The organism is Brevundimonas sp., from assembly GCF_052436175.1.
GTDB lineage: Bacteria > Pseudomonadota > Alphaproteobacteria > Caulobacterales > Caulobacteraceae > Brevundimonas.
Genome location: NZ_JBQVNM010000016.1, coordinates 13,720 through 36,197, shown reverse-complemented (window position 1 = coordinate 36,197; position 22,478 = coordinate 13,720). Strand labels below are relative to the sequence as shown.

Sequence of the window (22,478 nt, the reverse complement as noted above, 5' to 3'; positions counted from 1 at the left end):
CGCAGTTGCCCGGCTTGCCAAGCCTTGTGATCCGTGATGCCCTCCATCGGACAAGAGGAGAACGACATGCGCGCCCTGATCCTTGTTTCCGCCCTGGCTGTTTCCGCCTGCGCCACCCAAACCCCGCCCTCCGCCGCAACGGCGCGTCTGGCCGAAGAGTCCCGGGCCTGTGCACAGCGAGGCGGCGCCTGGGTGGCTTCGATCGGGGGCCGGTCCGGAGAATACATCTGCCGGGCCCTCGGCGGGGCGGCGGACGACACGAGGTCCGTCGGCTACTGAGCCCGACCCGGTGCTGGGCCGGAACGATCTCGGCCCGCCCTTCACACCGTCCGCGATCTCGCCGTTCGACGTCCAGATTGCTTTTCCGTCCATTGTGCGGTGCAACTGAACCGGGGATCGCGCCGGGGACGTCATGAACACCGAAGCCAGACTGGAGATCGCGGCGGGCTTCGCCTCGGAGCGGGGGCCCAAGGCGGACAACCAGGATTTCGGCGGCGTCCACATCGGCGACGACGCTGAGCAGAGGATCAACGGCGTCATCGCCGTGATCGCGGACGGGGTGTCGGGCGGCAAGGGCGGGCGCGTCGCCTCGGAGCTGGCGGTCCGCAACTTCATCGACGGCTATCTGGACCAGAACCCCATGGCGGGGGTGGCGGCGGCCGGACTGAACGCCCTGCGCGCCTATAACCGCTGGCTCCATTCGCGCGCGCGCAGCGATCCGGCCATGGAGGGGGCGGCGACCACCTTCACCGCCGTGGTCATGCGCGGGCGCGAGGCGACGGTGCTGCATGTCGGCGACAGCCGCGCCTGGCACCTGCGCGACGGCGTCCTGAGCCGCCTGACTGAGGATCACGCCCTGGACCGACCGGGGGTGAAACACGTCCTCTATCGCGCGGTGGGGATCGAACAGGACATCCGCCTGGATGTGCGCACGGTCCAGTTGGAGCCGCACGACCGCCTGCTGCTGACCACCGACGGCGTTCACGGCGTTCTGGATGAGGCGACCCTGACGCGGCTGTTGGCACGGCGCGGCTCGCCGGATGCGGACGCCCGGATGCTGGTGCAGGCCGCGACCGCTGCGGGCACGGCCGACAACGCCACGGCGGTTCTGGTGGATGTCGTCCGCGTCGGCGCCGTGGACTGGGACAGTCTGGGTGACGAGGCCCAGCGTCTGCCGGTCGAGTCGGTCCCGGAGGCCGGGGCCAATGTCGACGGCTTCCGACTGGAGCGGGTGCTGTCCGACGGCCGCTATACCCGCATCTTCCGCGCGCGGGACGAGCTGGAGGGCGACGGTGCGCGCATCGGCGGCCCGCTGATCCTGAAGTTCCCCAAGCCCGCCGTCCTGTCGGAAAAAGGGGCGCGGTCGGCCTTCCTGAGGGAGAGCTTCATCGGGCGCCGCATCGACAGCCCCCTGGTCGGCCGGGTGCTGGACCTGCCGGCGGGACGCCAGAGCCGCCTCTATATCGTCCAGCCCTTCTATGAGGGCGGAACCCTGCACCGCCGTCTGGCCGAGGAGGGGCCGTTCGAGATCCAGCCGGGCGTGGCCCTGGCCATCAAGCTGGCGCGCGCGGTCTCGGCCCTGCACCGCCTGGGCGTGGCCCACCGCGACATCAAGCCGGACAATGTGGTTCTGGAGAAGGACGGCGGGATCAAGTTGATCGACCTCGGGGTCGCCCGCCTGCCGCGCGTGGAGGAGTTCGCGGAGTCTGAGGCGCCCGGCACCCCCGGCTTCATGGCCCCGGAAATGTTCGACGGCGCCGCCGGAGACGCGAAGACAGACCAGTTCGCCCTGGGCGTGACCCTCTATCGCCTGTTCACCAAGACCTATCCCTGGGGCGAGGTGGACGCCGAGAGCCGTCCCCGGTTCGACCACCCGCCGACGCCGGCGACGAAACATCGCCCGGACATGCCGGCCTGGCTGGAGGCGGCCCTGGCCCGGACCATCGCCCTGGATCCGGCCGATCGCTACGCCGACGTCGATGACCTGATCCAGGTGCTGGAAGGCGGATCGGCCCTGGCCGTCCAGCGACATGAACCCCTGTCCCTGATCGAGAAGAACCCCGTCCGGTTCTGGCAGGGGGTCTGCATCCTGCTGCTGATCGCCCTGCTGGTGTCGCTGGCGACGCGGTAGGCCCACATCAAAATCCATCACCCTCGGGCTTGACCCGAGGGCCGGAGGGTCAGCCTATTGTGCGCCTCGAAAGGCGCCCCCTCATCACCACCTGCATTACGGCGCCGCGCGCCCTTAACGCCGGCCCTCGGGTCAAGCCCGGGAGTGACGGAGTTTGTCTATGGCGGCGGCAGTCAAACCGGATCGGTCGGCTTGGGCGGGACGGGCGTCGGCTCGTCCGGCAGGGGAATGAACTCCAGGTCGTCCTCGGTCGGCAGCTTCATGCGGCCGGCCTTCCAGTCGGCCTTGGCCTGATCGATCCGCTCCTGACTGGAGGCGACGAAGTTCCACCAGATCAGCCGCTCGCCGACCGGCTCTCCGCCCAGGGCCATGACGGTCGACTGGGTCAGGGCCTTCAGCGTCGGCTCGGCCTGGGGTTCCAGCACGATCATCTGGCCGGCGTGGAACTCGCGGCCGGCCACCTCGATCGCCCCCTTGGCGACATAGAGGGCGCGTTCGGTCATGCCGCCCTGCCCCTTGCCCGGAGGCGGCGCCGTACGCACCCCCGCCTTGAGCTCCCAATGGACATAGAAGAGTGGGGACGAGGTCTTCACCGACGACTCGGCCCCGTAAGCCTCGCCCGCCACCAGCCGCGCGAACAGGCCGCCGGACTCATACGACGGCAGATCGGCCTCGCCATGGTGGAAGAAGCCGGGGTCCATCTCCTCGGCCTCGGTCGGCAGGGCGATCCAGGCCTGCATGCCGTGCATGGGGCCGCCCTGCGACTTCTTCAGCGGATCGGTGCGCTCGGAATGGACGATGCCCTTCCCCGCCGTCATCCAGTTGACCTCGCCCGGACGGATGGCCTGGGTGTAGCCCAGGTTGTCGCGGTGCATGATCTCGCCCTCGAACAGATAGGTCAGGGTCGACAGGCCGATATGCGGATGCGGGCGCACGTCGATGGCGGTCGAGCCCGGGGCGAACTCCGCCGGTCCCATTTGATCCAGGAAGATGAAGGGCCCCACCATCCGCCGCGAATGGAAGGGCAGAACCCGCCCCACCTCGAACCCGCCCAGATCCTTGCGACGGGCGTCGATCACCATCTCGATCATCGGGCGGGCCTTTCGTTCAGGAGGATGAGCCGACTAGCGGATATGCGGCGTGATGATGCCGAGCGGCAGGGTGGTCACATTCTTCACGCCGCGGGTCACGATGTGGCTCTCGCAGTCGGAGACGATGCCGAGGGTCAGCAGTTTCTCGCGCAGGAACTGGTCGAAGGCGTGCATGTCGGAGGTGACGATGCGCAGCACATAGTCTTCGCGGCCGGTGATGGTGGCGCACTGGACCACCTCGGGCCAGCCGTCCACGGCGGCCTCGAAGATCTTCAGGTTGTCGCTCGACGGCAGGTTCAGCTTGACGATGGCGTAGACCTCGAAGTCCAGACCCAGCAGGGTGGCGTCCAGCAGGGTGACCCGCTTGCGGATCAGGCCGGAGTCCTCCAGTCTCTTGATCCGGCGCCAGCAGGGCGAGGCCGACAGGCCCACGCGATCGGCGACCTCGGCGACCGACAGTCCGGCGTCCTGTTGCAGGATGTCCAGTATGCGGGCGTCGATAGGATCAAGTTCGTCGGCCAATGCGTTTCTCCCGAAATCGTTATTGCGCAATAAAATAGCCGAAAACCGGAGAAAGCAAGGCGGATTTGCACAAGCCTTGGCCCGGACGGTCTGCTATCAGGGGGTTACACAAGAAAAGTCGGGCGGACTAGCCGAACCGACGGGTCCAGCGGTTGGAGACTTTAGGTTGACCAGGAACACGCGACCCCTGTCGCTGCGCGTCCCCGAACCGGCCGGCCGGCCGGGCGATACGCCGGATTTCAGCCATCTGAAACTGGACGCCGCCGGCGCCGTGGACCGTCCCGAGGTCTCGACCACTCCTTACGACATGCGCGATCACGCCTTCCGCCTGATCCGGGTGCTGGACGACGAGGGCCAGGCCGTCGGACCGTGGAACCCGCGTGTCGATCCCGAGACCCTGCAGCGCGGCCTGAAGGCCATGATCCTGACCCGCGCCTTCGACGACCGGATGCACCGGGCCCACCGTCAGGGCAAGACAAGCTTCTATATGAAGTGCACGGGCGAAGAGGCCATCGCGGTCGCCCAGGGCATGATCCTGAGCCGCGAGGACATGGGCTTCCCCACCTATCGCCAGCAGGGGCTTCTGATCGCGCGCGGCTATCCGCTGGCGACCATGATGAACCAGATCTATTCCAACGCCGAAGATCCCATCAAGGGCCGCCAGCTGCCGATCATGTATTCGGCCAGGGACTACGGCTTCTTCACGATCTCGGGGAACCTCGGCACCCAGGTCCCGCAAGCGGTCGGCTGGGCCATGGCCAGCGCCTACAAGGGCGACGACAAAATTGCGGCTGCCTGGACCGGCGACGGCGCCACGGCCGAAGGCGACTTCCACAACGCCCTGACCTTCGCGGCCGTCTATCGCGCGCCGGTGATCCTGAACATCGTCAACAACCAGTGGGCCATCTCGTCCTTCCAGGGCATCGCCGGGGGCAATGAGACGACCTTCGCCTCCAAGGCCATCGGCTACGGCCTGCCGGCCCTGCGGGTGGACGGCAACGACTTCCTGGCCGTCTGGGCCGCGACCCAGTGGGCCGAAGAGCGCGCCCGCTCGAACCAGGGCGCCACGGTGATCGAGCTCTTCACCTATCGCGGCGCGCCCCACTCGACCTCCGACGATCCGGGCAAGTACCGCCCGGCGGACGAGCACGACAAATGGCCGCTCGGCGATCCGATCGAACGCCTGCGTCAACATCTGACCGTCATCGGCGAATGGGACGACGAACGGCACCACGCCGCCCTTCAGGAGGCCGTCGAACAGGTCCGCCAGGCGGGCAAGGAGTCCGAGGCCATCGGCACCCTGGGCCAGTCGCGCCCCTCGGTGAAGGAGATGTTCGAGGAGGTCTATGCGACCGAGGATTGGCGCCTGACGGAGCAACGTCGCGAGGTGGGGATCTGACATGACCGACACCTTCACCGAATCCGACCGCACCGACGGGATCGAGCCCGACATGGCCGATCGCATCGAGAACACGCCCGCCGGCGCGACCCCGGCCGCCGCCGCGACCACGCCGATGAACATGATCCAGGCCCTGAACTCGGCCATCGACGTCAAGATGACCGAGGACGCCAACGTCCTGTCGTTCGGCGAGGACGCCGGCTATTTCGGCGGCGTATTCCGCGTCACCGACCAGCTGCAGCAGAAGCACGGCCTGACCCGCAGCTTCGACGCCCCGATCAGCGAATGCGGCATCGTCGCCGCCGCCATCGGCATGGGCGCCTATGGCCTGCGTCCTGTCGTGGAGATCCAGTTCGCCGACTACATCTATCCGGCCTACGACCAGATCGTGTCGGAGGTGGCCAAGCTGCGCTATCGCTCGGGCGGCCAGTTCTCGGCCCCCATCGTGGTGCGGTCCCCCTATGGCGGCGGCATCTTCGGCGGCCAGACCCACTCGCAGAGCCCCGAGAGCCTGTTCACCCACGTGGCGGGTCTGAAGGTGGTCATTCCGTCAAACCCCCATGACGCCAAGGGCCTGCTGATCTCGGCCATCGAGGACGACGATCCCGTCATCTTCTTCGAGCCCAAGCGCCTCTACAACGGCCCCTTCGACGGCTGGCACCAGAAGCCCGTCAGCCCGTGGAAGGCCCAGCCCGAGGCCCAGGTCCCGACGGGCAAATACTCAATCCCGCTGGGCGAGGCCAAGGTCGTGCGCGAGGGTTCCGACGTGACCATCCTCTGCTACGGCACCATGGTCTGGGTGTCTCTGGCGGGCGCCGAACATGCGGGCGTGGACGCCGAGGTCATCGACCTGCGCACCCTCGTGCCGCTCGACATCGCCACCATCGAGGCCAGTGTGAAGAAGACGGGCCGCTGTGTCGTGGTGCACGAGGCGCCGAAGACGTCCGGCTACGGCGCCGAGCTTTCGGCCCTGGTCCAGGAGCGCTGCTTCTATCATCTGGAGGCGCCGGTCACCCGCGTCACCGGCTGGGACACACCCTATCCCCACGCCTTCGAGTGGGAATATTTCCCCGGCCCCGAACGGGTCGCCGACGCCCTGAAATCCGTCATGGCGGGAGGTCGCTGATGGGCCGCTACGTCTTCAAACTGCCCGACGTGGGCGAAGGCACCGCCGAGGCGGAGCTGGTCGGCTGGCACGTCAAGATCGGCGATACGGTCGCCGAGGACCAGATCGTCGCCGACGTCATGACCGACAAGGCCACCGTCGAACTGACCAGCCCGGTCTCCGGCGTGGTCACCGCCCTGCACGGCGACCCCGGCCTGATGGTCCCGGTCCGCGGCCCCCTGATCGAGTTCGAGGTCGAAGGGGAAGGGAATGCGGAGGCGGCCACAGCCGCGGAGTCAACTCCCTTCCCGTTGGCGGATGGGGGAAGGGCCGGGGATGGGGGTGAAGGCTCCGGCCGTCAGGACGCCGCCCGTCCCTCATCGACGGACGAATCCTCTGCTCCTGCCGCTGTCACCCCCACCCAACCCTCCCCCCTCGAGGGGGAGGGCTCCGTTGAAGCGACCGCCAACTACGTCTTCAAACTGCCCGACGTGGGCGAGGGCACGGCCGAGGCCGAGCTGGTCGGCTGGCGCGTCTCGGTCGGGGATGCGGTCGAGGAAGACCAGCTCCTGGCCGAGGTCATGACCGACAAGGCCACCGTCGAACTGACCAGCCCCGTCGCCGGAACCGTCATCGCCCTGCACGGCGAGGCGGGCCAGCAGGTCGCCGTCGGCGGACCGCTGGTGAGCTTCACGGTCGATGGGGCGGGGAATGTTCCCCCCGCACGGTCGGCTCCCTTCCCCCTTGATGGGGGAAGGGCTGGGGTTGGGGGTGAAAGCGGTGGCGGTCAGAACACCGTCAGCGAAACGATCACAGCCGCATCGTCGTCGGTGTCCTCTGTTGCAACCGCCGTCACCCCCATCCCAACCCTTCCCCCATCCGCCAACGGGAAGGGCTTGAGCGTCCCCGCCCTCACCGGCCGCGCCGCCGGCGAACGCCCCCTCGCCTCCCCCGCCGTGCGCAACCGCGCCCGCGATCTGGGCATCGACCTGACCTTCGTGCCCGGCTCGGGCCCGGCGGGTCGCATCACCCACGAAGACCTCGACGCCTTCGTCGCCCGCGGCGGCGCCCCGTCGCAGGGTTCGGCGCCGGTCGCCACGGGCGGTCTCTACGCCCCGGCCGAAGGCACGACCGAGGTCCGCATCATCGGCCTGCGCCGCAAGATCGCGGAGAAGATGGCCGAGAGCGTCCGGCGCATTCCCCACATCACCTATGTGGAGGAGATCGACGTCACGGCGCTGGAGGAGCTGCGCGCCCACCTGAACGCCCAGGCGAAGACGACGGGCAAGGCAAAGCTCAACGTCCTGCCCTTCATCGCCCGCGCCATCGTGGTGGCCCTGCGCGACCAGCCGCAGATCAACGCCACCTATGACGACGAGGCCGGGGTCCTGACCCAGCATGCCGCCGTCCATCTGGGCATCGCGGCCCAGACGCCGAACGGCCTGATGGTGCCGGTGGTCCGCCACGCCGAGGCCCGCGATCCCTGGGACACGGCGCAGGAGATCGGCCGCGTCTGCGGCGCGGCCAAGGACGGTTCGGCCAAACGCGAGGAACTGTCGGGCTCGACCATCACCATCACCTCCCTGGGGACATTGGGCGGGGTGGTCCACACCCCGATCATCAACCACCCGGAGGTCGCCATCGTCGGCCCCAACAAGATCGCCGAACGGGTCGTGGTCCGCGACGGCCAGATGGTGGTCCGCAAGATGATGAACCTGTCCTCCAGCTTCGATCACCGCATCGTGGATGGGCACGACGCGGCAGTGTTCGTGCAGCGGATCAAGGGCCTGCTGGAGCATCCGGCGACGTTGTGGATGGGGTGAACGGGTTGAAAGCCGCCGGGCCCGTCCTCGCATTGGTGTTGCTCGCCGCTTCGGCGGCTCCGGCGCTGGCGTGCACCTATGTGGACCTGCCTCCGGAAGTCGAGGCGCGCCTGGAGCTTGAGCGCGAGAACGCCATGGTCGACGGCGCGGACCTGATCTACTTCGGCAGTCTGTGGAGCACCGGCGGCCCGGCGCGAAATCGCTATGCGATCCGGGGGGTGCACACGATCCGGGGCGGCCATGCGCCCGTCTACGCGGAGACCGCGCCCCGGTACGAGACGAGCTGTGGTCGAGGGCCCACCTATTCTCTTGACGGTGTCCGACGCCTTCTGCCCGGCCAGCAGGTTATCGTGGTCGCGAGACGGCGTTCCTGGTGGCGGATCGAGATCGTCGAGGTCGCGCGCAGAGAAAGCGTTCGTGGCCGCCGCATCTATAGCCGTGCGCGATCTCGCGCCGCCCAACATTGACTGGATACCATGACCCAGACTCTCAAAACCAAAGTCCTGATCATCGGCGCCGGCACTGGCGGGTATGTCGCGGGCATCCGCTGCGGCCAGTTGGGCCTCGACACCGTTCTGGTGGACGGCGGTGATGGCCTCGGCGGCACCTGCCTGAACGTCGGCTGCATTCCGTCCAAGGCCATCATCCATGCGGCGGGCAAGTTCGAGACGGTATCGAAGGCCGCCGGGGACGGGACGTTGGGCATCACCGCGTCGGAGCCGGCCATCGATCTGTCGAAGACCATCGCCTGGAAGGACGGGATCGTCAAAAAGCTGAACGCCGGGGTCGGCGCCCTGCTGAAGAAGTCCAAGGTCAAGGTCATCAAGGGCTGGGCGACCTTCAGCGACGCCAAGACCTGCGTCGTGAAGACCGACGACGGCGACATCCGCATCACCGCCGAACACGTCATCCTGGCCACCGGGTCTGAGCCGGTCGAACTGCCCTTCCTGCCGTTCGGCGGCGACGTCATCTCCTCGACCGAGGCGCTGTCGCTGAGCGCCGTGCCGAACAAGCGGGTCGTCGTCGGCGGCGGCTATATCGGGCTGGAACTGGGCATCGCCTATCGCAAGCTGGGCGCCCAGGTCGCCATCGTCGAGATGGCCGACCGCATCCTGCCGCTCTACGACAAGGCCCTGACCGATCCGGTCATGAAGTGGCTGGAGACGCATGGCGTCGAACTGCACCTCGGCGCCCGGGCGGGCGGCTTCGGCGACGGAAAACTGAACGTCACCACCCGCGACGGCGAGCCCCTGCAGCTTGACGCCGACAAGGTGCTGGTCACCGTCGGCCGTCGTCCCCGGACCAAGGGCTGGGGTCTGGAGAACATGGGCGTGGCCATGGCCGGGCCGTTCGTGAAGACCGACAGCCGGTGCGCGACCTCGATGAAGAACGTCTGGGCCGTCGGCGACCTGACCGGCGAACCGATGCTGGCCCACAAGGGCAGCCGCCAGGGCGAGATCGTCGCCGAGATCATCGCCGGCAAGGACCGGGTGTTCGATCCCGTCACCGTCGCCGCCGTCTGCTTCACCGAGCCGGAGATCGTCTCGGCCGGTCTGGGACCGCAGGATGTCGAGGGCCGCGACGACGTCATCACCGCCGTCTTCCCCTTGGCCGCCATCGGCCGGGCCCTGGCCATCGAGGCGGGCGAGGACGGCGGCTTCGTACGGGTTCTGGCGTCGAAGTCCGACCATCGCCTGCTGGGCGTCCAGGCCGTCGGCCAGCACGTCGCCGAACTGTCCAACAGCTTCGCCCAGATGCTGGAAATGGGGGCGGTGCTGGAGGATGTCGCGGGGACCATCCACGTCCACCCGACCCTCGGCGAGGCCTTCCACGAGGCGTCCCTGCGCGCGCTCGGCCACGCCATCCACATCTAGGGTGACGGATCAGGCGGCGTGGCACACCGCCTCGATGTTGAAGCCGTCGGGATCGAACACGAAGGCCGCATAGTAGTTCGGCCCATAACGGTCCCTCAGCCCCGGCCCGCCATTGTCGCGACCGCCCGCCGCCAGGGCCGCGGCGTGGAAGGCGTCGACCTGATCCCGGGTCGCGGCGCGGAAGGCGACGTGGTTGCCCTCCCCGGGCCGCTCCCTGTCGGCGATCACGAAGTCGGGCTCGCCCCCGACGCCGAACATCACCACCGTGCCGCCGATGTCGTTGGTCAGGGGGGCGCCGATGACCGCATAGCCCAAGGGCTTCAGCGCCGCCTCATAGAAGGCCCGCGACCGTTCGATGTCGCTGACCGCCAGTCCGATGTGATCCAGCATGAGAGGCTCCTGTTCGCGGTTTCAAACGCGCGAGCCCCAGAAAAAGCCTATCGCAGCGTCTCCCACGCCAGAGGATGCACCCGGTCCTTGCCCAGGGCCGCCGCCATCGGGGCCGAGGCGAACAGGCCGGCGATGGCGGGGTCGCGCACGTTCAGCCCGCCGGTGAAGGCGCCGAAGGCCGGCAAGATGATGCGGCTTCCGTCGGTGATGAAACACGGCCGCCGCACGCCCCGGCCATAGGCGGCGACGCGGGCGGCGGGGTGCAGGTGGCCCGCGACCTCTCCCGGCTGATCCCCCGGCTCCGGTTCGTGGACGAGGCGCAGGCCGCCGACCGTCATCTCGCCGATCACCCGGCCGGGCAGATGAAGCGCGTCCGACTCCAGCGCGGCCTTGTCGTGGTTGCCCTCCAGCCAGATCCAGTCACGGCCGAAGGCCATCCGCTCCAGCCGGTCGCGGTCCTCGGCCGACAGGCGGGGCACGGCGGCGCGGTCATGGAAGCTGTCGCCCAGAAGCACGACCCGCGCCGGGTTCAGGTCGGCGATCTCGTCCTCCAGCCGCATCAGGGTCGCGGCGGTGTCATAGGGCGGCAGCATCTGGCCCCGCACGGCGAAGGCCGAACCCTTCTCCAGGTGCAGGTCGGCGACGATCAGCAGGTCATGGACCGGGACCAACATCGCCCCCGAACAGCGCAGCACGCAGGCCTCGCCCGCCACGCGCACGGCCAGCCCACCGCAGGGGTTGCGTCGCGGCGTCAGGTTCACGCGCCAGCCTTCGATGTCGTTTGTTCGTGCACGCGCCGTCATGCCGCTTCCGGTTCGTCCTCGTCCAGCACTTCGGCGATCAGGGCCTCGGCCGAGGCGTCCAGGATCATCTCCGCCGCGTCGCCCGGCGCCCGTTCACGGCCGATCTGGACCATGACCGGCACGGCGAAGGGCGAGGGTCGGGTCATGGCCACGGGGCGGATGTGTCCGGCGATCCGGGTCAGAAGCTGGCCCAGCCGCGCCACGTCCAGCAGCCCCGCCGCCGCATCGGCCCGCGCCGTCTTCAGCAGCAGGTGGTCGGGCTGATGCCGCCGCAGCACGTCGTAGATCAGGTCGGTGGAGAAGACGACCTGACGGCTGGTCTTCTCCGCCCCCGGCCGCCGCCGGTCGATCAGACCCGAGATGAGGGCGCAGTTCCTGAACGTGCGCTTCATCATAAAGCTCTCCTCCAGCCAGGCCTCGAGGTCGTCGCCCAGCATGTCCGGCTGGAACAGGGCCTCCCAGTCCAGCCCCTCCATGGATTTGATCGACCAGATGCAGACCGAATAGTCGGTGCAGACAAAGCCCAGCGGCCCGACGCCCAGCCGGTCCAGTCGTCGGGTCAGCAGCATGGCGAGTGTGCCGTGGGCCAGCCCGCCCTCGAACGGATAGGCGACCATGAAGTGGCGATTGCCGCGCGGGAAGGTCTCCACCAGCATCGACCCGGCGTCGGGAATGGCGGACCGGCTCTCCTGCAACTCCAGCCACTCCTGCACGTCGGGCGGCAGGACGCGCCAGTGATCACGGTCCTGGATCAGGTTGCGCACCCGGTCGGCCAGGGACGTCGACATCGGAAACTTCGACCCACCCCAGGACGGAATGCGCGGATCCTTGTCTTCGGCGGGGGTGACCAGGGCGTCGGTCCCGTCGATGTCACGGAAGGCCCAGACCCGACCGGCGAAGACGAAGGTGTCGCCGGGCGTCAGCTGTTCGAAATACCACTCCTCGGCCTCGCCGATCTTGTGCCCGCCGACCCAGCCGCCCGCCGCCCCGCCCCTTCGCCGGGCGCTGCGCACGTTCAGCGTCCCGGCCGCCACGATGGCCCCGACGTTCATCCGGTGCTGCTGGGCGATCTGGGCGGTGCGGACCTTCCAGCGGCCCTGCCGGTCCTTTACGATCCGGGCGAACCGGTCATAGGCGCGCAGCGCATATCCGCCGGTGGCGACGAAATCGACCACCTCCTCGAACCCCTCCCAGGACAGGTCGCGATAGGGGCCGCAACCGGTCACCTCGGCATAGAGGTCGTCCATGCGGAACGGCTCGGAACAGGCCACGCCCATGACATGCTGGGCCAAGGTGTCCAGCGTCCCGGTGTGATGCGGCTCCCAGTCGAAGGCGTTCTCCGCGACGGCCTCCCGCGCCGCCTGACATTCCAGCATCTCGAACCGGCTCGCGGGCACCATCTGGGCCCGGGACGGCTCATCCAGCCGGTGATTGGCCCGGCCGATGCGTTGAACCAAGCGACTCGCCCCTTTGGGCGCGGCCAGCTGGATGACCAGATCGACGTCGCCCCAGTCGATGCCCAGATCCAGCGTCGAGGTGCAGACCACGGCCCTCAGGTCGCCCCGCGCCATCGCCGCCTCGACCTTGCGCCTCTGCTCCGCCGCCAGCGACCCGTGGTGCAGGGCGATCGGCAGGTTCTCGTCGTTGATCTCCCACAGGCGCTGGAACACGAACTCCGACTGCCAGCGGGTGTTGACGAAGATCAGGGTCATGCCCGCGCCCTTGATGGCGTCGTAGACCTCGGGGATCGCATGCTGGCCGGTATGCCCGGCCCAGGGGACGTGGCCCTCGCTGACCAGCACATCCACCACCGGCGGCGCGCCGGGATCGCCGCGAACGATGACGACGCTTCCTTCTCCCCTCGTGGGAGAAGGTGCCCGGAGGGCGGATGAGGGGGCTGCGTCATCAGACTGGCTGACAACCGATCCGTTTCCGGCATTCCCCTCATCCGTCTCGCTCCGCGAGCCACCTTCTCCCACAAGGGGAGAAGGACCGGGAGCCAACCACTCCGCGATCATGGCCGGATCGTCCACCGTCGCCGACAGCGCCACCCGCCGCAGCCCCGGCGCGAAACTCTGCAACCGCGCGAGCCCCAGGTTCAGCAAATCCCCCCGCTTGCCCGACCAGATGGCGTGGACCTCGTCCAGCACCACGCATTTCAGGTCCGCGAACCAGGCCCGCGCCCCGTCCCAGGCGCAGAACAGGGCGAGCTGCTCGGGCGTGGTCAGAAGGATGTCGGGCGGAAACTGCTTCTGGCGCGCCTTCTTGGACACCTTGGTGTCGCCGGTGCGGCTCTCGACATGGATGTTCAGCCCGATCTCGCGGATGGGCGTCATCAGGTTGCGCTCGACGTCGGTGGTCAGGGCCTTGAGCGGCGAGATGTAGATCGTGTGCACCCCGCTCCCCGGCCCGCTCTCCGGCCTCGGCCCGCGCTCGGCCAGATCAATCAGACTGGGCAGGAAGCCTGCAAGCGTCTTGCCCCCGCCCGTCGGCGCGACCAGCAGCGCATGCGCCCCCGCATTCGCCGCCGCGACCATCTCCATCTGATGCCGCCGCGCGGCCCAGCCGCGACGGGCGAACCAGTCGGCGAACAGGGGGGGAAGAGCCGTCATCCGCTCCACGGCGACAGGACGCGACAGCCGCTGTGCTCGAAATGGCGGAGGTTGCGCGTGACGACGGTCATACCCTCGACCAGCGCGGTGGCGGCGATCAGTTCATCGACGACGCCGACTTGCCGTCCCGCGCGCTTGTTGGCCAGGGCCAGGTCGGCCCAGACCTGGCCGACGGCGATCGTCACCGGCAGAATTTGCGAACGCTGGGTCAGGAGGAGAACCGTCTGAACCGCTTCAAGATCGGCGCGTCGTCTGCCTGGCTCCATCGCCTCCGTGCCCCGGCGCAATTCGCCCAGCGTCATCACGCTCGTGAACTGCAGGGGTTCGGGCGTGGCGTCGAACCACGCCAGATAGCCCGGATCCGGCCGGGGACGCCCCGGCTCGCTGATGGCGCTGGTGTCGAGCAGGAACACTAAAGATCGACGTCGCGGGCGGGAGTTTGGTCGCGCTCCAGATCGACCCCGTCGAAGTTCATCGCCCGCAAAAGGTCCTTGAACCCCAGTTTGGCGTGGGGACCGATCATGGCGTCGAACTCGGCGGGCGACAGCAAGATGCCCGCCCGCTCGCCATGGACGGTGATGGTCTGCGGACCATCGCTCGCCGCGCGGCGCACCACCTCCGAAAGGTTGTCTTTCGCCTTGGCGAGGCTCCAGTTCATGGCGGCGCTCCATAGCCAGATAATCTAGCCATATCACGACGGCCTCAGGCGGGCAATGAAATGTTCTCGTTCCGTTTCTCTCTGACAGCCGCTATTTGTGCAAGGTGTCCGACGATTCCGTCATCGCCACCCGTCCTCTGACTGGCGCCGAGCCCTGGCTCGACCTGCCGCCGGCGCTCGCCGTGCCGCCGGGCGCCGGGGCGGTGTGCGATGATCAGGGCGCGCGAAAGATCGGGCGCGGCGCGGCCGAGGGGCTGTTCACCGGCGGCCCGGTCATGGTGGCTCACGCCAGCCTGACGGCGCGACGCCTCGGCCTCACGCCGCCGCCTCGATCGCCGGACCTGATGGATGTGCTGGAGCTGTTCGCCTTCGTCCGGCCCGCCCGGTTCTGCGCCCCGTCCCCGACCGGCCTGGCCCTTTCGATGGGGCTGGAGGAACCGAAGGGGGCGGAGCAGCAGGCGACGGCCCTGCGTCAGGCGGCGGGACTGCTGCTGACCGAACTGGCCGATCCGGCCTATCCCGGACGCGAGGACGCCTTCACCCTCAATGAGACCCTGTCGAGGGCCGGGTGGCCCTGGGCCGACCGGGTGGCGGCGGCGCTGCAGTCGTCACCCCTGCGCGCCCGTCAGTATCGCGGCTCCGGCCTCGACGTCTGGTCCCGCCTGCCCGAATGGGAGGACGAGGCCCCGCGCGGCGAGGCCGGCTCGGCGCCGGTGGATTCCGAATCCGCCCGCATCCGGCTGGAGAAACTGCTTCAGGCCTCGGGTCTGGACGAGGCCCGGCCGACCCAGAGCGACTACGCCGCCGAGGCCGCCTACGCCTTCTCGCCCCGCAATGACGAGAACCGGCCGCGCGTCCTGCTGGCCGAGGCGGGCACAGGCACGGGCAAAACCCTGGGCTATTTGGCGCCCGCCTCGGTCTGGGCCGAGCGCAACGCCGGGGCGGCCTGGATCTCCACCTACACCCGCGCCCTGCAGCGTCAGATCGACCGTGAGGCCCACGCCCTTTGGCCCGATCCGGCCGAACGCAAACGCAAGGCCGTGGTGCGCAAGGGGCGCGAAAACTACCTCTGCCTGCTGAACCTTCAGGAGATGGTCCAGGCCGCCCAGCTGGGGAACGGCGACCTGATCGGCCTGGCGCTCGCCAGCCGCTGGGCCCTGCACAGCCGGGACGGCGACATGACCGGCGGCGACTGGCCGGGCTGGCTGTCGGGCCTGTTCGCGGTCGGGGCGGGGCAGCAGGCCTCGGCGGCCAATCTGGTCGACCGGCGCGGGGAATGCGTCCATGCAGGCTGCCCCCACTACCGCCTCTGCTTCGTGGAGAAGACGATCCGCGCCAGCCGCCGGGCCGATCTGGTCGTGGCCAACCACGCCCTCGTCATGACCCAGGCCGCCTTCGACGGCGCCCGCTCGGCGCGCGGCCTGAAGCAGGACGGCGAGACGGCGGCCCTGAAACGCATCGTCTTCGACGAAGGCCACCACCTGTTCGACGCCGCCGACAGCGCCTTCTCCGCCTGTCTCTCGGGTCAGGAGGCGGCCGAGCTGCGTCGCTGGATCCGGGGGCCCGAGGGACGCGGCCGTCGCGGGCGCGGGCTTGAACAGAGGCTGGGCGATCTCTGCGCCGACAACGAGGCCGCACGAAAGGCCCTGACCGACGCTCTTCGCGCCGCCGCCGCCCTGCCCGGCGAAGGGGTGTCGGGCCGCATCGCGCCCCCCTCTGGCGAGGTCAACCCGGTCGGGCCGATCGAACAGTTCCTGATGGCCGCGCTCGAACAGGTCCGCGCCCGCACATCGGACGCCGCGACGGGCGGGGCCGAGTTCGGCGCCGAATGCGCGGTCCGGCCCGCGACCGAACCCCTGCTGGAGACCGCGCGCGGCGCCGCCCAGGCCCTGGCTGCCATCGAGGCGCCCCTGCTGGCCCTGTCGCGCCATCTGGAGGACGTTCTGGATGAAGAGGCGGCCGAGCTGGACCCGTCCGCCAGCGCCCGTATCGAGGGCGCGCTGCGCGGCCTCGACCGTCGCGCCCGCATGACCCTGCCCGGCTGGCGCTCCATGCTGGCGGCCCTGCAGGAGGGGTCGGACGAACCCGACCCCGATTTCGTCGACTGGCTGTCAGTCGAGACCGCCTTCGGCCGGGTGCACGACGTGGCCCTGCGTCGTCACTGGATCGACCCGACCGTGCCGCTGGAGGCGGCGGTCATCTTGCCGGCCCATGGGGTTCTGGTCACCTCGGCCACCCTGTCGGACGCCGGATCGCCAGGCACGACGTCCGAGACCCGCGACCCCTTCGATCTGGCCCGGATGCGCACCGGCTCGGCCCGGCTGATCGACCCGGCCCGGACCCTGAAGGTTGAGAGCCCGTTCGACTATGCCGCCAACACCCGCATCATCGTCGTCAACGACCTGACCAAGGACGACCTGCGTCAGACGGCGGCGGCGATGCGCGAACTGTTCCTCGCATCCGGCGGCGGGGCGCTCGGACTGTTCACCGCCATCCGCCGGCTGAAAGGGGTGTATGAGCGGCTGGGGCCGGAGTTGGCGCGGGCGGGCATCCCCCTCTACGCCCAGCATGTCGATCCGCTGGAGGTCGGCGCCCTGGTCGACGTCTTCCGCGCCGAACAGGACAGCTGCCTGCTGGGCACCGATGCGGTGCGCGACGGGGTGGACGTTCCGGGCCGGTCCCTGCGCCTGCTGGTCTTCGACCGCGTGCCCTGGCCCCGCCCGGACCTGCTGCACAAGGCGCGGCGGCTTAAATTCGGCGGAGAATCGGCCTCGGGCCGCGCCTATGACGACGCCCTCGCCCGCGCACGCATGGCCCAGGCCTTTGGCCGTCTGATCCGCCGCGCCGACGACAAGGGGGTCTTCGTCATGCTCGACGCCGCCGCCCCCACCCGCCTGTTCGGCGGCCTGCCGCCCGGCACGGAGGTTCTGCGCATGGGCCTGGCCGAGGCCGTGGAGACGACGCGGGGGTTCCTAGAAGGGACCAAGGATTAGGGCAAGCGCATGTGTGGCTTCGTCAGCGCCCCTAACGCGTCTTCTCCTAATCCCTAACCCCTACCCCTCGAACGTCACCACCACGCTGTCGGCCGACCGCTCGGCCGCGCCGTGGAACACCGCCTCGATATTGTTGCCGTCGGGGTCCAGCAGGAAGGCGGCGTAGTAGCCGGGGTGATAGGGCCGTTCGCCCGGCGCGCCGTTGTCGGTTCCCCCGGCCGCCAGACCCGCCCTGTGAAAGGCCTCGACCATCGCGCGATCCTTCGCCTGGAAGGCCAGATGGCAGCGGCCGGTCAGATCGCCCAGCGCCGCCTCGCTATCGGCCGAGGAGACGAACAGTTCGTCGGCCCAGAAATAGGTATCCGCCTCGCCGCCGATCGGCACGCCCAGAACCTCGAACACCGCGCCATAGAAGCGACGGCTGGCCGGAAGGTCGCGCACAACCAGGTGCAGGTGGTCGATCAGCCGGCCGCGGTGAAGTTGCTGGGTTTCCATGCGCGCATTTCCTGTCGTGTCGTCTTTGGAACGGGCTTCACCATGTCATGTTCCTGTCCCCCGGGGTGTCAGCAGCCGTCGGCGCCCGCGACATCCCCCGAACCCCCTGCTAAAGCGCGCCCATGACCGATGACGCTCCCGCTCCCGCCCGCCGCAAGAGCCGTGCGGGCCTCTATGCGCCCTTCATCCTGCTGCTGATCGCCCTGGCGGTCTGGACCGGCTGGTGGTTCTATCTGGCGGGTCAGGTGCGCGAGCGCATCGACGCTCAGGTCGCCAACCTGAACCGGGCGGGCTGGACCATCCAGCGCGCCCGCACCGACATCGGCGGCTGGCCGTTCCGGGTGCGCGTCTCGACCGGCCAGACCCGCATCGCCGCCCCCTCGGGCCACGCCGTCTCTGCGCCCGATCTGGTCGCTCAGGCCAACGCCATCGACCCGTCCAAATGGGTGATCGTGGCGCCGCAGGGCCTGACCCTGACACGGGCCGCCAAGGGTGACGTCGCCGTGGCGGGCCAGATGCGGATGAGCCTGCACGGCCTGACCCAGCGCTGGCCGAACCTCGCCGTCGAACTGATCCGCCCGACCTTCACGGCCGCCCCCGGCGCCGAGCCCTTCCCCCTGTCGAAGGCGGGGCTTGTCCAGTTTTACGCCCGCCCGCACATGGCGCCCGCCGGCTCGCCTGGAGCCGACACCAGCGTCGATGTCCTGTTCCGGCTGGTCGATGGCGAGGGCCGTCCCGGTGGGCCGGTCCAGGCCTTCGCCCAGAACGGCAAACTGACCGCCCAGGTCGAGACCGTCATCGAACGCGCCGACCGTATCCGGGGCGCCGACGCCGCCGGGATCTTCTCGGCCTGGAGCCGCGACGGCGGCCGGTTCAGCCGCGTACGGGGCGAGATCACGGCCGGGGAGAGCCGCGCCCGCCTGTCCAGCGAGCTCCTCCTGGCCGACGCCGACGGACGGCTGGACGGCGACCTTGCGGTGGACGCGGTCAAGCCCCTGCCCGCCCTGATCGGCCTGCTGCGTTCCAGCGGTGCGACCGGCGGCCTGCTCGACACGCCCATGGGTCAGGCGGCCCTGTCAGGCATGGCGGGCGGCGGTCCGACGCCGGCGGGCGCGCCGCCCGCATCGGAGGATGTGCGCCTCAGCCTCTCGTTCCGCGACGGCCGCAGTTGGCTCGGGCCCTTCGCCCTGGCCCCGGCGCCCAAGCTGTTCTGATGCTTACCGAGCCGAAGCTCGACGCCGCACGACAGGCGCTGGATCAGAGCCTGGTTCAGGCCCTGACGGCGGCGATCGCCCATCGTTCGACTTCGCCGGAGCCCACGCCGGACGCCGACGCCCTGATGCTGCGCGACCTGCTGGGCCGGGCTGCGGACTATCGCCAGCGCACGATCCTCAAGGCCCTGCACGGCCGGATGGCGGCGCTGAACGGCCCGGCGATGCTCGCCTGCGGGCCCGAGGCCGGGGTGCTGGTGGCCGATCGGTTCGGCCGGGCGCGGTCGGTCGAGACTTCCGACGCCGCCCTGGCCGAGGCGGCGCGGGGCGTGCGCGCCGTCATCGACATCGCCTCCAGCCGCCCCTGGTGGGGCAGGCTGCTGGCCCGCCCCGACCTGCGCGTCATCGGCGCCCTGGAGGACGACCGCAATGGCCTGCCCCGGGCCCTGATGATCTCGACCGAGCCCTCCGGCCCCACGGGCGACGACCGCAGCTTCTGGGTCACCGATTCCACCCTGGCCGACGCCCGGATCGGCGAGGCCCTGGCGGCCGTCGGACTGGCCGGCCATCTCCTCACGGCGACGGGCGGCTTGAAGCTCTTCATGCTGGCGGGCTATGTGCAAGCCGACGACGGGCGGCTGGACCAGACGCCCGGATCGCTGAAGGGCGTCATCGGCGCCGCCCCCGTGTTCTGATTTCCGAGGATCCCATGACCGACGCGACCCCGCAGTCCGGCCCCGCCCCCAAGCCCGGCATCCTCGACATCGCCCCCTATGTCGGCGGCAAGTCGGCCATCGCCGGCGTCGCCGAACCGATGAAGCTGTCCTCCAACGAGAACGCCCTCGGCGCCGGGGGCAAGGCGCGCGCAGCCTATGAATCGGCGCTGAAGAACATCCACATCTAACCCGACGGCCGGGCCACGAAACTGCGCGCCGCCGTCGCCGACCATCACGGGCTGGAGCCCGAACGTCTGATCTTCGGCAACGGGTCGGACGAGGTCTTCGCCCTTCTGAACCAAACCTAACTGACGGCGGGCGACAACATCGTCTGCGGCCAGTACGGCTTTCTGGCCTATCGCCACTCGGCGAAAGCCTGCGAGGCCGAGGTCAAGCTGGCCCCCGAGCCCGGCTACAAGGCCGAGGTCGACGCCCTGCTGGAACAGGTCGATGACCGGACGAAGATCGTCTACGTCTCCAACCCGTCCAACCCGACCGGCAGCTACAATTCGGGCGAGGAAATCCGTCGCCTGCACGCCGCCCTGCCCGCCCACGTCATTCTTGTGATCGACGAGGCCTATGCCGAGTTCGTGGTCGAGCCGGACTGGGAGACGGCCTTCCCCCTGGCCCGCGACGCCGCCAACATCGTCGTCACCCGCACCTTCTCCAAGATCCACGGTCTGGGCGGCCTGCGCATCGGCTTCGGCTATGCGCCGGTCGCGGTGGCCGAGGCGGTGGACCGCATCCGCCTGCCCTTCAACGTCTCCGTCCCCGGCCTGGACGCCGCCGCCGCCGCCCTGTCGGACGAGGCGCACCAGAAGGCGTCCCGCGATCTGGTCACCACCTGGAAGCCGCGCCTGACCCAGGCCATCAAGGGCTTCGGCTTCGAGGTCCTGCCCTCGGCCGGCAACTTCGTCCTGGTCCTGTTCCGGGACGCCGAACAGGCGACCGCCGCCAGCGACTATCTGAACCAGAAGGGCATCATCGTCCGCCCGGTCGGCGGCTACGGCCTGCCCCAGGGCCTGCGGATCACGGTCGGCACCGACGACCAGAACCGCGCCGTCATCGACGCCCTCAGCGAGTTCGCGGCGGCGTAGTAGTCTCTCTACCTTCCCGTCACCCTCGGGCTTGACTCGAGGGTCGGATGGTCAGCCGACCCTGCGGATGGGCAGACGTCCGTTCGCCTCCGTCTATGATGTTCGACACGGGGCGGCGGAGCGCCCGATCCTCGGGTCAAGCCCGAGGATGACGGAGGGTCACGTCAGTCAGTCCGCGCTGATTCGCGCGGCGGGGTCCGCCTCCAGCAAGGCCATCGAGGCCGGTTCGATCCGGCTCTCGATCAACTGCATGAAGGCGCCGCGCTTCAGGCCGGCGGGGGCGGGCTCGAGGAACTCGAACACCACCTTGCCCGGATAGCGCTTGAAGCCGTGGGCGGGCCAGTGGACGCCGGAGTTGGTGGCCACCAGAGCGCAGGACGCCTCCAGATCGCGATAGATGGCCGCCACCCCGGGTTTGTAGGCGCCGGGCGCGCCCGGCGCGGTGCGGGTGCCCTCGGGGAAGATGATGATCTGACGTCCTTCGGCCAGCCGGGCGCGCGCCTGACGCGCCATGTCCTTCAACGCCTTGGCGTGGCCCTCGCGGTCCACGGCGATCATACGGGTCTTCCACGCGAACCAGCCGAAGAAGGGCAGAGGCATCAGCTCCTTCTTCAGCACGAAACAGGGGTCAGGCAGAAAGGCCAGCAGGGCCACCACATCCAGCATCCCCTGATGCTTGGACGCGACCAGGGCCGCGCCGGTCGGCCGGTGTTCCAGCCCCCTGACCTCGACCTCGACCCCGGCGATCCATTTCAGCCCGAACAGGACAGCGCGGGCCCACGCGCGCACCACCTTCAACGCCACCGGCACGGGCATCAGCAGGGCCGGCGACAGGCCGATCGCATAGACGGGCATCGACAGATAGAGCCACAGGGTGAACAGCAGGGAGCGCAGGGTGGTCACGAGGTCGCCCCCAGCGGCGTGGCGGTGTTGGTCACCACCGGCGGGACGTCCCGCTCCGGGTGGCGGCCGGTGATCCTGTGCAGGCCCTCACGGCCCAGGACGGCGAGATACTTCATGTATTCCAGTGTCATCCGCCGCGCCGTCACCGCCGCCCGCCACCAGCGGGAATTGTCCAGCGACGGCGTCTCGATGGCGTAGGGAATCAGGGTCACCCCCGGCGCCACGCTGCGGATTTCCAGCAGGGCCCGCTTCATGTGGTAGTCCGAGGTCACCACGATCAGGCTCTTGTAGCCCCGCCCGTCGGCCCAGGCGGCGATTTCCTGGGCGTTGCCGATGGTGTTCTCGGCCTCGAAGCCGAGGTCGACGCAGCAGGTGAACAGGCCCGAGGAGCCCGGCGTCAGGGCCTGCAGCTCGCGCCGCTTGACCTCGCGATTGACGCCCGAGATCAGCAGCCGCTCGCCCTTGCCCTGTTCCAGCAAGCGCACCGCCATATTGACCCGCTCGGCGGCGGGTCCGGTCAGGGCGACGATGGCGTCGGCGCGCGCGGGCTCTGGCGCCGGGGTCAGGCTGCGCACCTCCCCGGCGAAGACGAACAGGCCGACCAGCCACATCAGGGCGATGACGCCGATGAGGGACAGGAACTTCATGCGTCCTT

The 22,478-nt window shown here is 69.3% G+C and carries 20 protein-coding genes and 1 pseudogene; 11 read left to right on the top strand and 10 right to left on the bottom strand.

Annotated elements, in window-relative coordinates:
• Nucleotides 1-66 precede the first annotated feature (66 nt).
• Together ACT6QK_RS05970 and ACT6QK_RS05965 are read left to right on the top strand one after the other, a co-directional pair.
• Nucleotides 67-279, top strand: a complete 213-nt coding sequence (locus ACT6QK_RS05970) for a hypothetical protein (protein WP_444596900.1) — start codon at nucleotides 67-69, stop codon at nucleotides 277-279.
• Nucleotides 280-412: 133 nt separating this feature from the next.
• On the top strand, nucleotides 413-2,131 hold the full coding sequence (locus ACT6QK_RS05965; protein ID WP_444596899.1) for a bifunctional protein-serine/threonine kinase/phosphatase: 1,719 nt from the start codon (nucleotides 413-415) through the stop codon (nucleotides 2,129-2,131).
• A gap of 173 nt (nucleotides 2,132-2,304) precedes the next feature.
• Here the strand turns inward: ACT6QK_RS05965 and ACT6QK_RS05960 are convergent, their stop codons facing one another.
• Entirely contained in the window at nucleotides 2,305-3,222 is a 918-nt protein-coding gene (locus ACT6QK_RS05960; RefSeq protein ID WP_444596898.1) for a pirin family protein, read from the bottom strand.
• Nucleotides 3,223-3,255: 33 nt separating this feature from the next.
• Nucleotides 3,256-3,744, bottom strand: a complete 489-nt coding sequence (locus ACT6QK_RS05955; protein WP_444596897.1) for an Lrp/AsnC family transcriptional regulator — start codon at nucleotides 3,742-3,744, stop codon at nucleotides 3,256-3,258.
• 166 nt (nucleotides 3,745-3,910) lie between these two features.
• Here ACT6QK_RS05955 and ACT6QK_RS05950 point away from each other — a divergent pair, with 166 nt between their 5' ends.
• From ACT6QK_RS05950 to lpdA, 5 genes are read left to right on the top strand one after another with little or no spacing between them, the layout of a single operon-like run.
• Nucleotides 3,911-5,143 carry a 3-methyl-2-oxobutanoate dehydrogenase (2-methylpropanoyl-transferring) subunit alpha gene (locus ACT6QK_RS05950; protein ID WP_444596896.1) on the top strand — a complete coding sequence of 411 codons (1,233 nt, stop codon included), beginning with the start codon at nucleotides 3,911-3,913 and terminating at the stop codon, nucleotides 5,141-5,143.
• A gap of 1 nt (nucleotide 5,144) precedes the next feature.
• Complete coding sequence (locus ACT6QK_RS05945; RefSeq protein ID WP_444596895.1) at nucleotides 5,145-6,269, top strand: alpha-ketoacid dehydrogenase subunit beta; 1,125 nt, start codon at nucleotides 5,145-5,147, stop codon at nucleotides 6,267-6,269.
• Nucleotides 6,269-8,071, top strand: coding sequence for a 2-oxo acid dehydrogenase subunit E2 (locus tag ACT6QK_RS05940; protein WP_444596894.1), 1,803 nt, complete (start codon nucleotides 6,269-6,271; stop codon nucleotides 8,069-8,071). The genes ACT6QK_RS05945 and ACT6QK_RS05940 overlap by 1 nt, the downstream gene beginning before the upstream one ends.
• 5 nt (nucleotides 8,072-8,076) lie before the next feature.
• Nucleotides 8,077-8,538 (top strand): hypothetical protein, encoded by a 462-nt coding sequence (locus tag ACT6QK_RS05935; protein WP_444596893.1) that lies wholly within the window; start codon nucleotides 8,077-8,079, stop codon nucleotides 8,536-8,538.
• Nucleotides 8,539-8,547: 9 nt separating this feature from the next.
• Complete coding sequence (gene lpdA, locus ACT6QK_RS05930) at nucleotides 8,548-9,945, top strand: dihydrolipoyl dehydrogenase (protein WP_444596892.1); 1,398 nt, start codon at nucleotides 8,548-8,550, stop codon at nucleotides 9,943-9,945.
• Between the two features lie 9 nt (nucleotides 9,946-9,954).
• Here lpdA and ACT6QK_RS05925 read toward each other — a convergent pair whose 3' ends face one another.
• Genes ACT6QK_RS05925 through ACT6QK_RS05905 form a run of 5 tightly spaced genes read right to left on the bottom strand, consistent with a single transcriptional unit; the run spans nucleotide 9,955 to nucleotide 14,408 of the window.
• Nucleotides 9,955-10,335 (bottom strand): VOC family protein, encoded by a 381-nt coding sequence (locus ACT6QK_RS05925; RefSeq protein ID WP_444596891.1) that lies wholly within the window; start codon nucleotides 10,333-10,335, stop codon nucleotides 9,955-9,957.
• Nucleotides 10,336-10,382: 47 nt separating this feature from the next.
• On the bottom strand, nucleotides 10,383-11,138 hold the full coding sequence (gene pdeM / locus ACT6QK_RS05920) for a ligase-associated DNA damage response endonuclease PdeM (RefSeq protein WP_444596890.1): 756 nt from the start codon (nucleotides 11,136-11,138) through the stop codon (nucleotides 10,383-10,385).
• Complete coding sequence (locus ACT6QK_RS05915; RefSeq protein WP_444596889.1) at nucleotides 11,135-13,750, bottom strand: ligase-associated DNA damage response DEXH box helicase; 2,616 nt, start codon at nucleotides 13,748-13,750, stop codon at nucleotides 11,135-11,137. Before ACT6QK_RS05915 ends, pdeM begins: the two co-directional genes overlap by 4 nt.
• Nucleotides 13,747-14,163, bottom strand: a complete 417-nt coding sequence (locus ACT6QK_RS05910) for a type II toxin-antitoxin system VapC family toxin (protein ID WP_444596888.1) — start codon at nucleotides 14,161-14,163, stop codon at nucleotides 13,747-13,749. The genes ACT6QK_RS05915 and ACT6QK_RS05910 overlap by 4 nt, the downstream gene beginning before the upstream one ends.
• Entirely contained in the window at nucleotides 14,163-14,408 is a 246-nt protein-coding gene (locus ACT6QK_RS05905) for a type II toxin-antitoxin system Phd/YefM family antitoxin (RefSeq protein WP_444596887.1), read from the bottom strand. Before ACT6QK_RS05905 ends, ACT6QK_RS05910 begins: the two co-directional genes overlap by 1 nt.
• A 104-nt stretch (nucleotides 14,409-14,512) precedes the next feature.
• Between ACT6QK_RS05905 and ACT6QK_RS05900 the strand changes: the two genes are divergently transcribed.
• The gene (locus ACT6QK_RS05900) at nucleotides 14,513-17,401 is read left to right on the top strand and encodes an ATP-dependent DNA helicase (RefSeq protein WP_444596886.1); all 2,889 of its coding nucleotides are present in this window, start codon (nucleotides 14,513-14,515) and stop codon (nucleotides 17,399-17,401) included.
• Between the two features lie 60 nt (nucleotides 17,402-17,461).
• Here the strand turns inward: ACT6QK_RS05900 and ACT6QK_RS05895 are convergent, their stop codons facing one another.
• Nucleotides 17,462-17,896 (bottom strand): VOC family protein, encoded by a 435-nt coding sequence (locus ACT6QK_RS05895; RefSeq protein WP_444596885.1) that lies wholly within the window; start codon nucleotides 17,894-17,896, stop codon nucleotides 17,462-17,464.
• A 122-nt stretch (nucleotides 17,897-18,018) separates the two neighbouring features.
• Here ACT6QK_RS05895 and ACT6QK_RS05890 point away from each other — a divergent pair, with 122 nt between their 5' ends.
• The 3 genes and pseudogenes from ACT6QK_RS05890 to hisC all read left to right on the top strand — a co-directional run bounded on the left by ACT6QK_RS05890 (nucleotide 18,019) and on the right by hisC (nucleotide 20,920).
• Nucleotides 18,019-19,110 (top strand): DUF2125 domain-containing protein, encoded by a 1,092-nt coding sequence (locus ACT6QK_RS05890; protein ID WP_444596884.1) that lies wholly within the window; start codon nucleotides 18,019-18,021, stop codon nucleotides 19,108-19,110.
• Entirely contained in the window at nucleotides 19,110-19,802 is a 693-nt protein-coding gene (locus ACT6QK_RS05885) for a hypothetical protein (protein WP_444596883.1), read from the top strand. The genes ACT6QK_RS05890 and ACT6QK_RS05885 overlap by 1 nt, the downstream gene beginning before the upstream one ends.
• A gap of 14 nt (nucleotides 19,803-19,816) precedes the next feature.
• Nucleotides 19,817-20,920, top strand: a pseudogene (hisC, locus tag ACT6QK_RS05880) (histidinol-phosphate transaminase).
• A gap of 168 nt (nucleotides 20,921-21,088) precedes the next feature.
• Here the strand turns inward: hisC and ACT6QK_RS05875 are convergent.
• Entirely contained in the window at nucleotides 21,089-21,823 is a 735-nt protein-coding gene (locus tag ACT6QK_RS05875; RefSeq protein ID WP_444596882.1) for a lysophospholipid acyltransferase family protein, read from the bottom strand.
• Nucleotides 21,820-22,470, bottom strand: coding sequence for a YdcF family protein (locus ACT6QK_RS05870; RefSeq protein ID WP_444596881.1), 651 nt, complete (start codon nucleotides 22,468-22,470; stop codon nucleotides 21,820-21,822). Before ACT6QK_RS05870 ends, ACT6QK_RS05875 begins: the two co-directional genes overlap by 4 nt.
• Nucleotides 22,471-22,478: the final 8 nt, after the last annotated feature.

Excerpts from the sequence above, each read along its gene's own strand:
- ACT6QK_RS05925 (WP_444596891.1), bottom strand. The coding sequence starts at position 10,335 with ATGCTGGATCACATCGGACTGGCGGTCAGCGACATCGAACGGTCGCGG.
- ACT6QK_RS05870 (WP_444596881.1), bottom strand. The coding sequence starts at position 22,470 with ATGAAGTTCCTGTCCCTCATCGGCGTCATCGCCCTGATGTGGCTGGTC.
- ACT6QK_RS05905 (WP_444596887.1), bottom strand. The coding sequence starts at position 14,408 with ATGAACTGGAGCCTCGCCAAGGCGAAAGACAACCTTTCGGAGGTGGTG.
- ACT6QK_RS05890 (WP_444596884.1), top strand. The coding sequence starts at position 18,019 with ATGACCGATGACGCTCCCGCTCCCGCCCGCCGCAAGAGCCGTGCGGGC.
- ACT6QK_RS05965 (WP_444596899.1), top strand. The coding sequence starts at position 413 with ATGAACACCGAAGCCAGACTGGAGATCGCGGCGGGCTTCGCCTCGGAG.
- pdeM (WP_444596890.1), bottom strand. The coding sequence starts at position 11,138 with ATGACGGCGCGTGCACGAACAAACGACATCGAAGGCTGGCGCGTGAAC.
- ACT6QK_RS05940 (WP_444596894.1), top strand. The coding sequence starts at position 6,269 with ATGGGCCGCTACGTCTTCAAACTGCCCGACGTGGGCGAAGGCACCGCC.
- lpdA (WP_444596892.1), top strand. The coding sequence starts at position 8,548 with ATGACCCAGACTCTCAAAACCAAAGTCCTGATCATCGGCGCCGGCACT.
- ACT6QK_RS05895 (WP_444596885.1), bottom strand. The coding sequence starts at position 17,896 with ATGGAAACCCAGCAACTTCACCGCGGCCGGCTGATCGACCACCTGCAC.
- ACT6QK_RS05915 (WP_444596889.1), bottom strand. The coding sequence starts at position 13,750 with ATGACGGCTCTTCCCCCCCTGTTCGCCGACTGGTTCGCCCGTCGCGGC.
- ACT6QK_RS05885 (WP_444596883.1), top strand. The coding sequence starts at position 19,110 with ATGCTTACCGAGCCGAAGCTCGACGCCGCACGACAGGCGCTGGATCAG.
- ACT6QK_RS05945 (WP_444596895.1), top strand. The coding sequence starts at position 5,145 with ATGACCGACACCTTCACCGAATCCGACCGCACCGACGGGATCGAGCCC.
- ACT6QK_RS05960 (WP_444596898.1), bottom strand. The coding sequence starts at position 3,222 with ATGATCGAGATGGTGATCGACGCCCGTCGCAAGGATCTGGGCGGGTTC.
- ACT6QK_RS05970 (WP_444596900.1), top strand. The coding sequence starts at position 67 with ATGCGCGCCCTGATCCTTGTTTCCGCCCTGGCTGTTTCCGCCTGCGCC.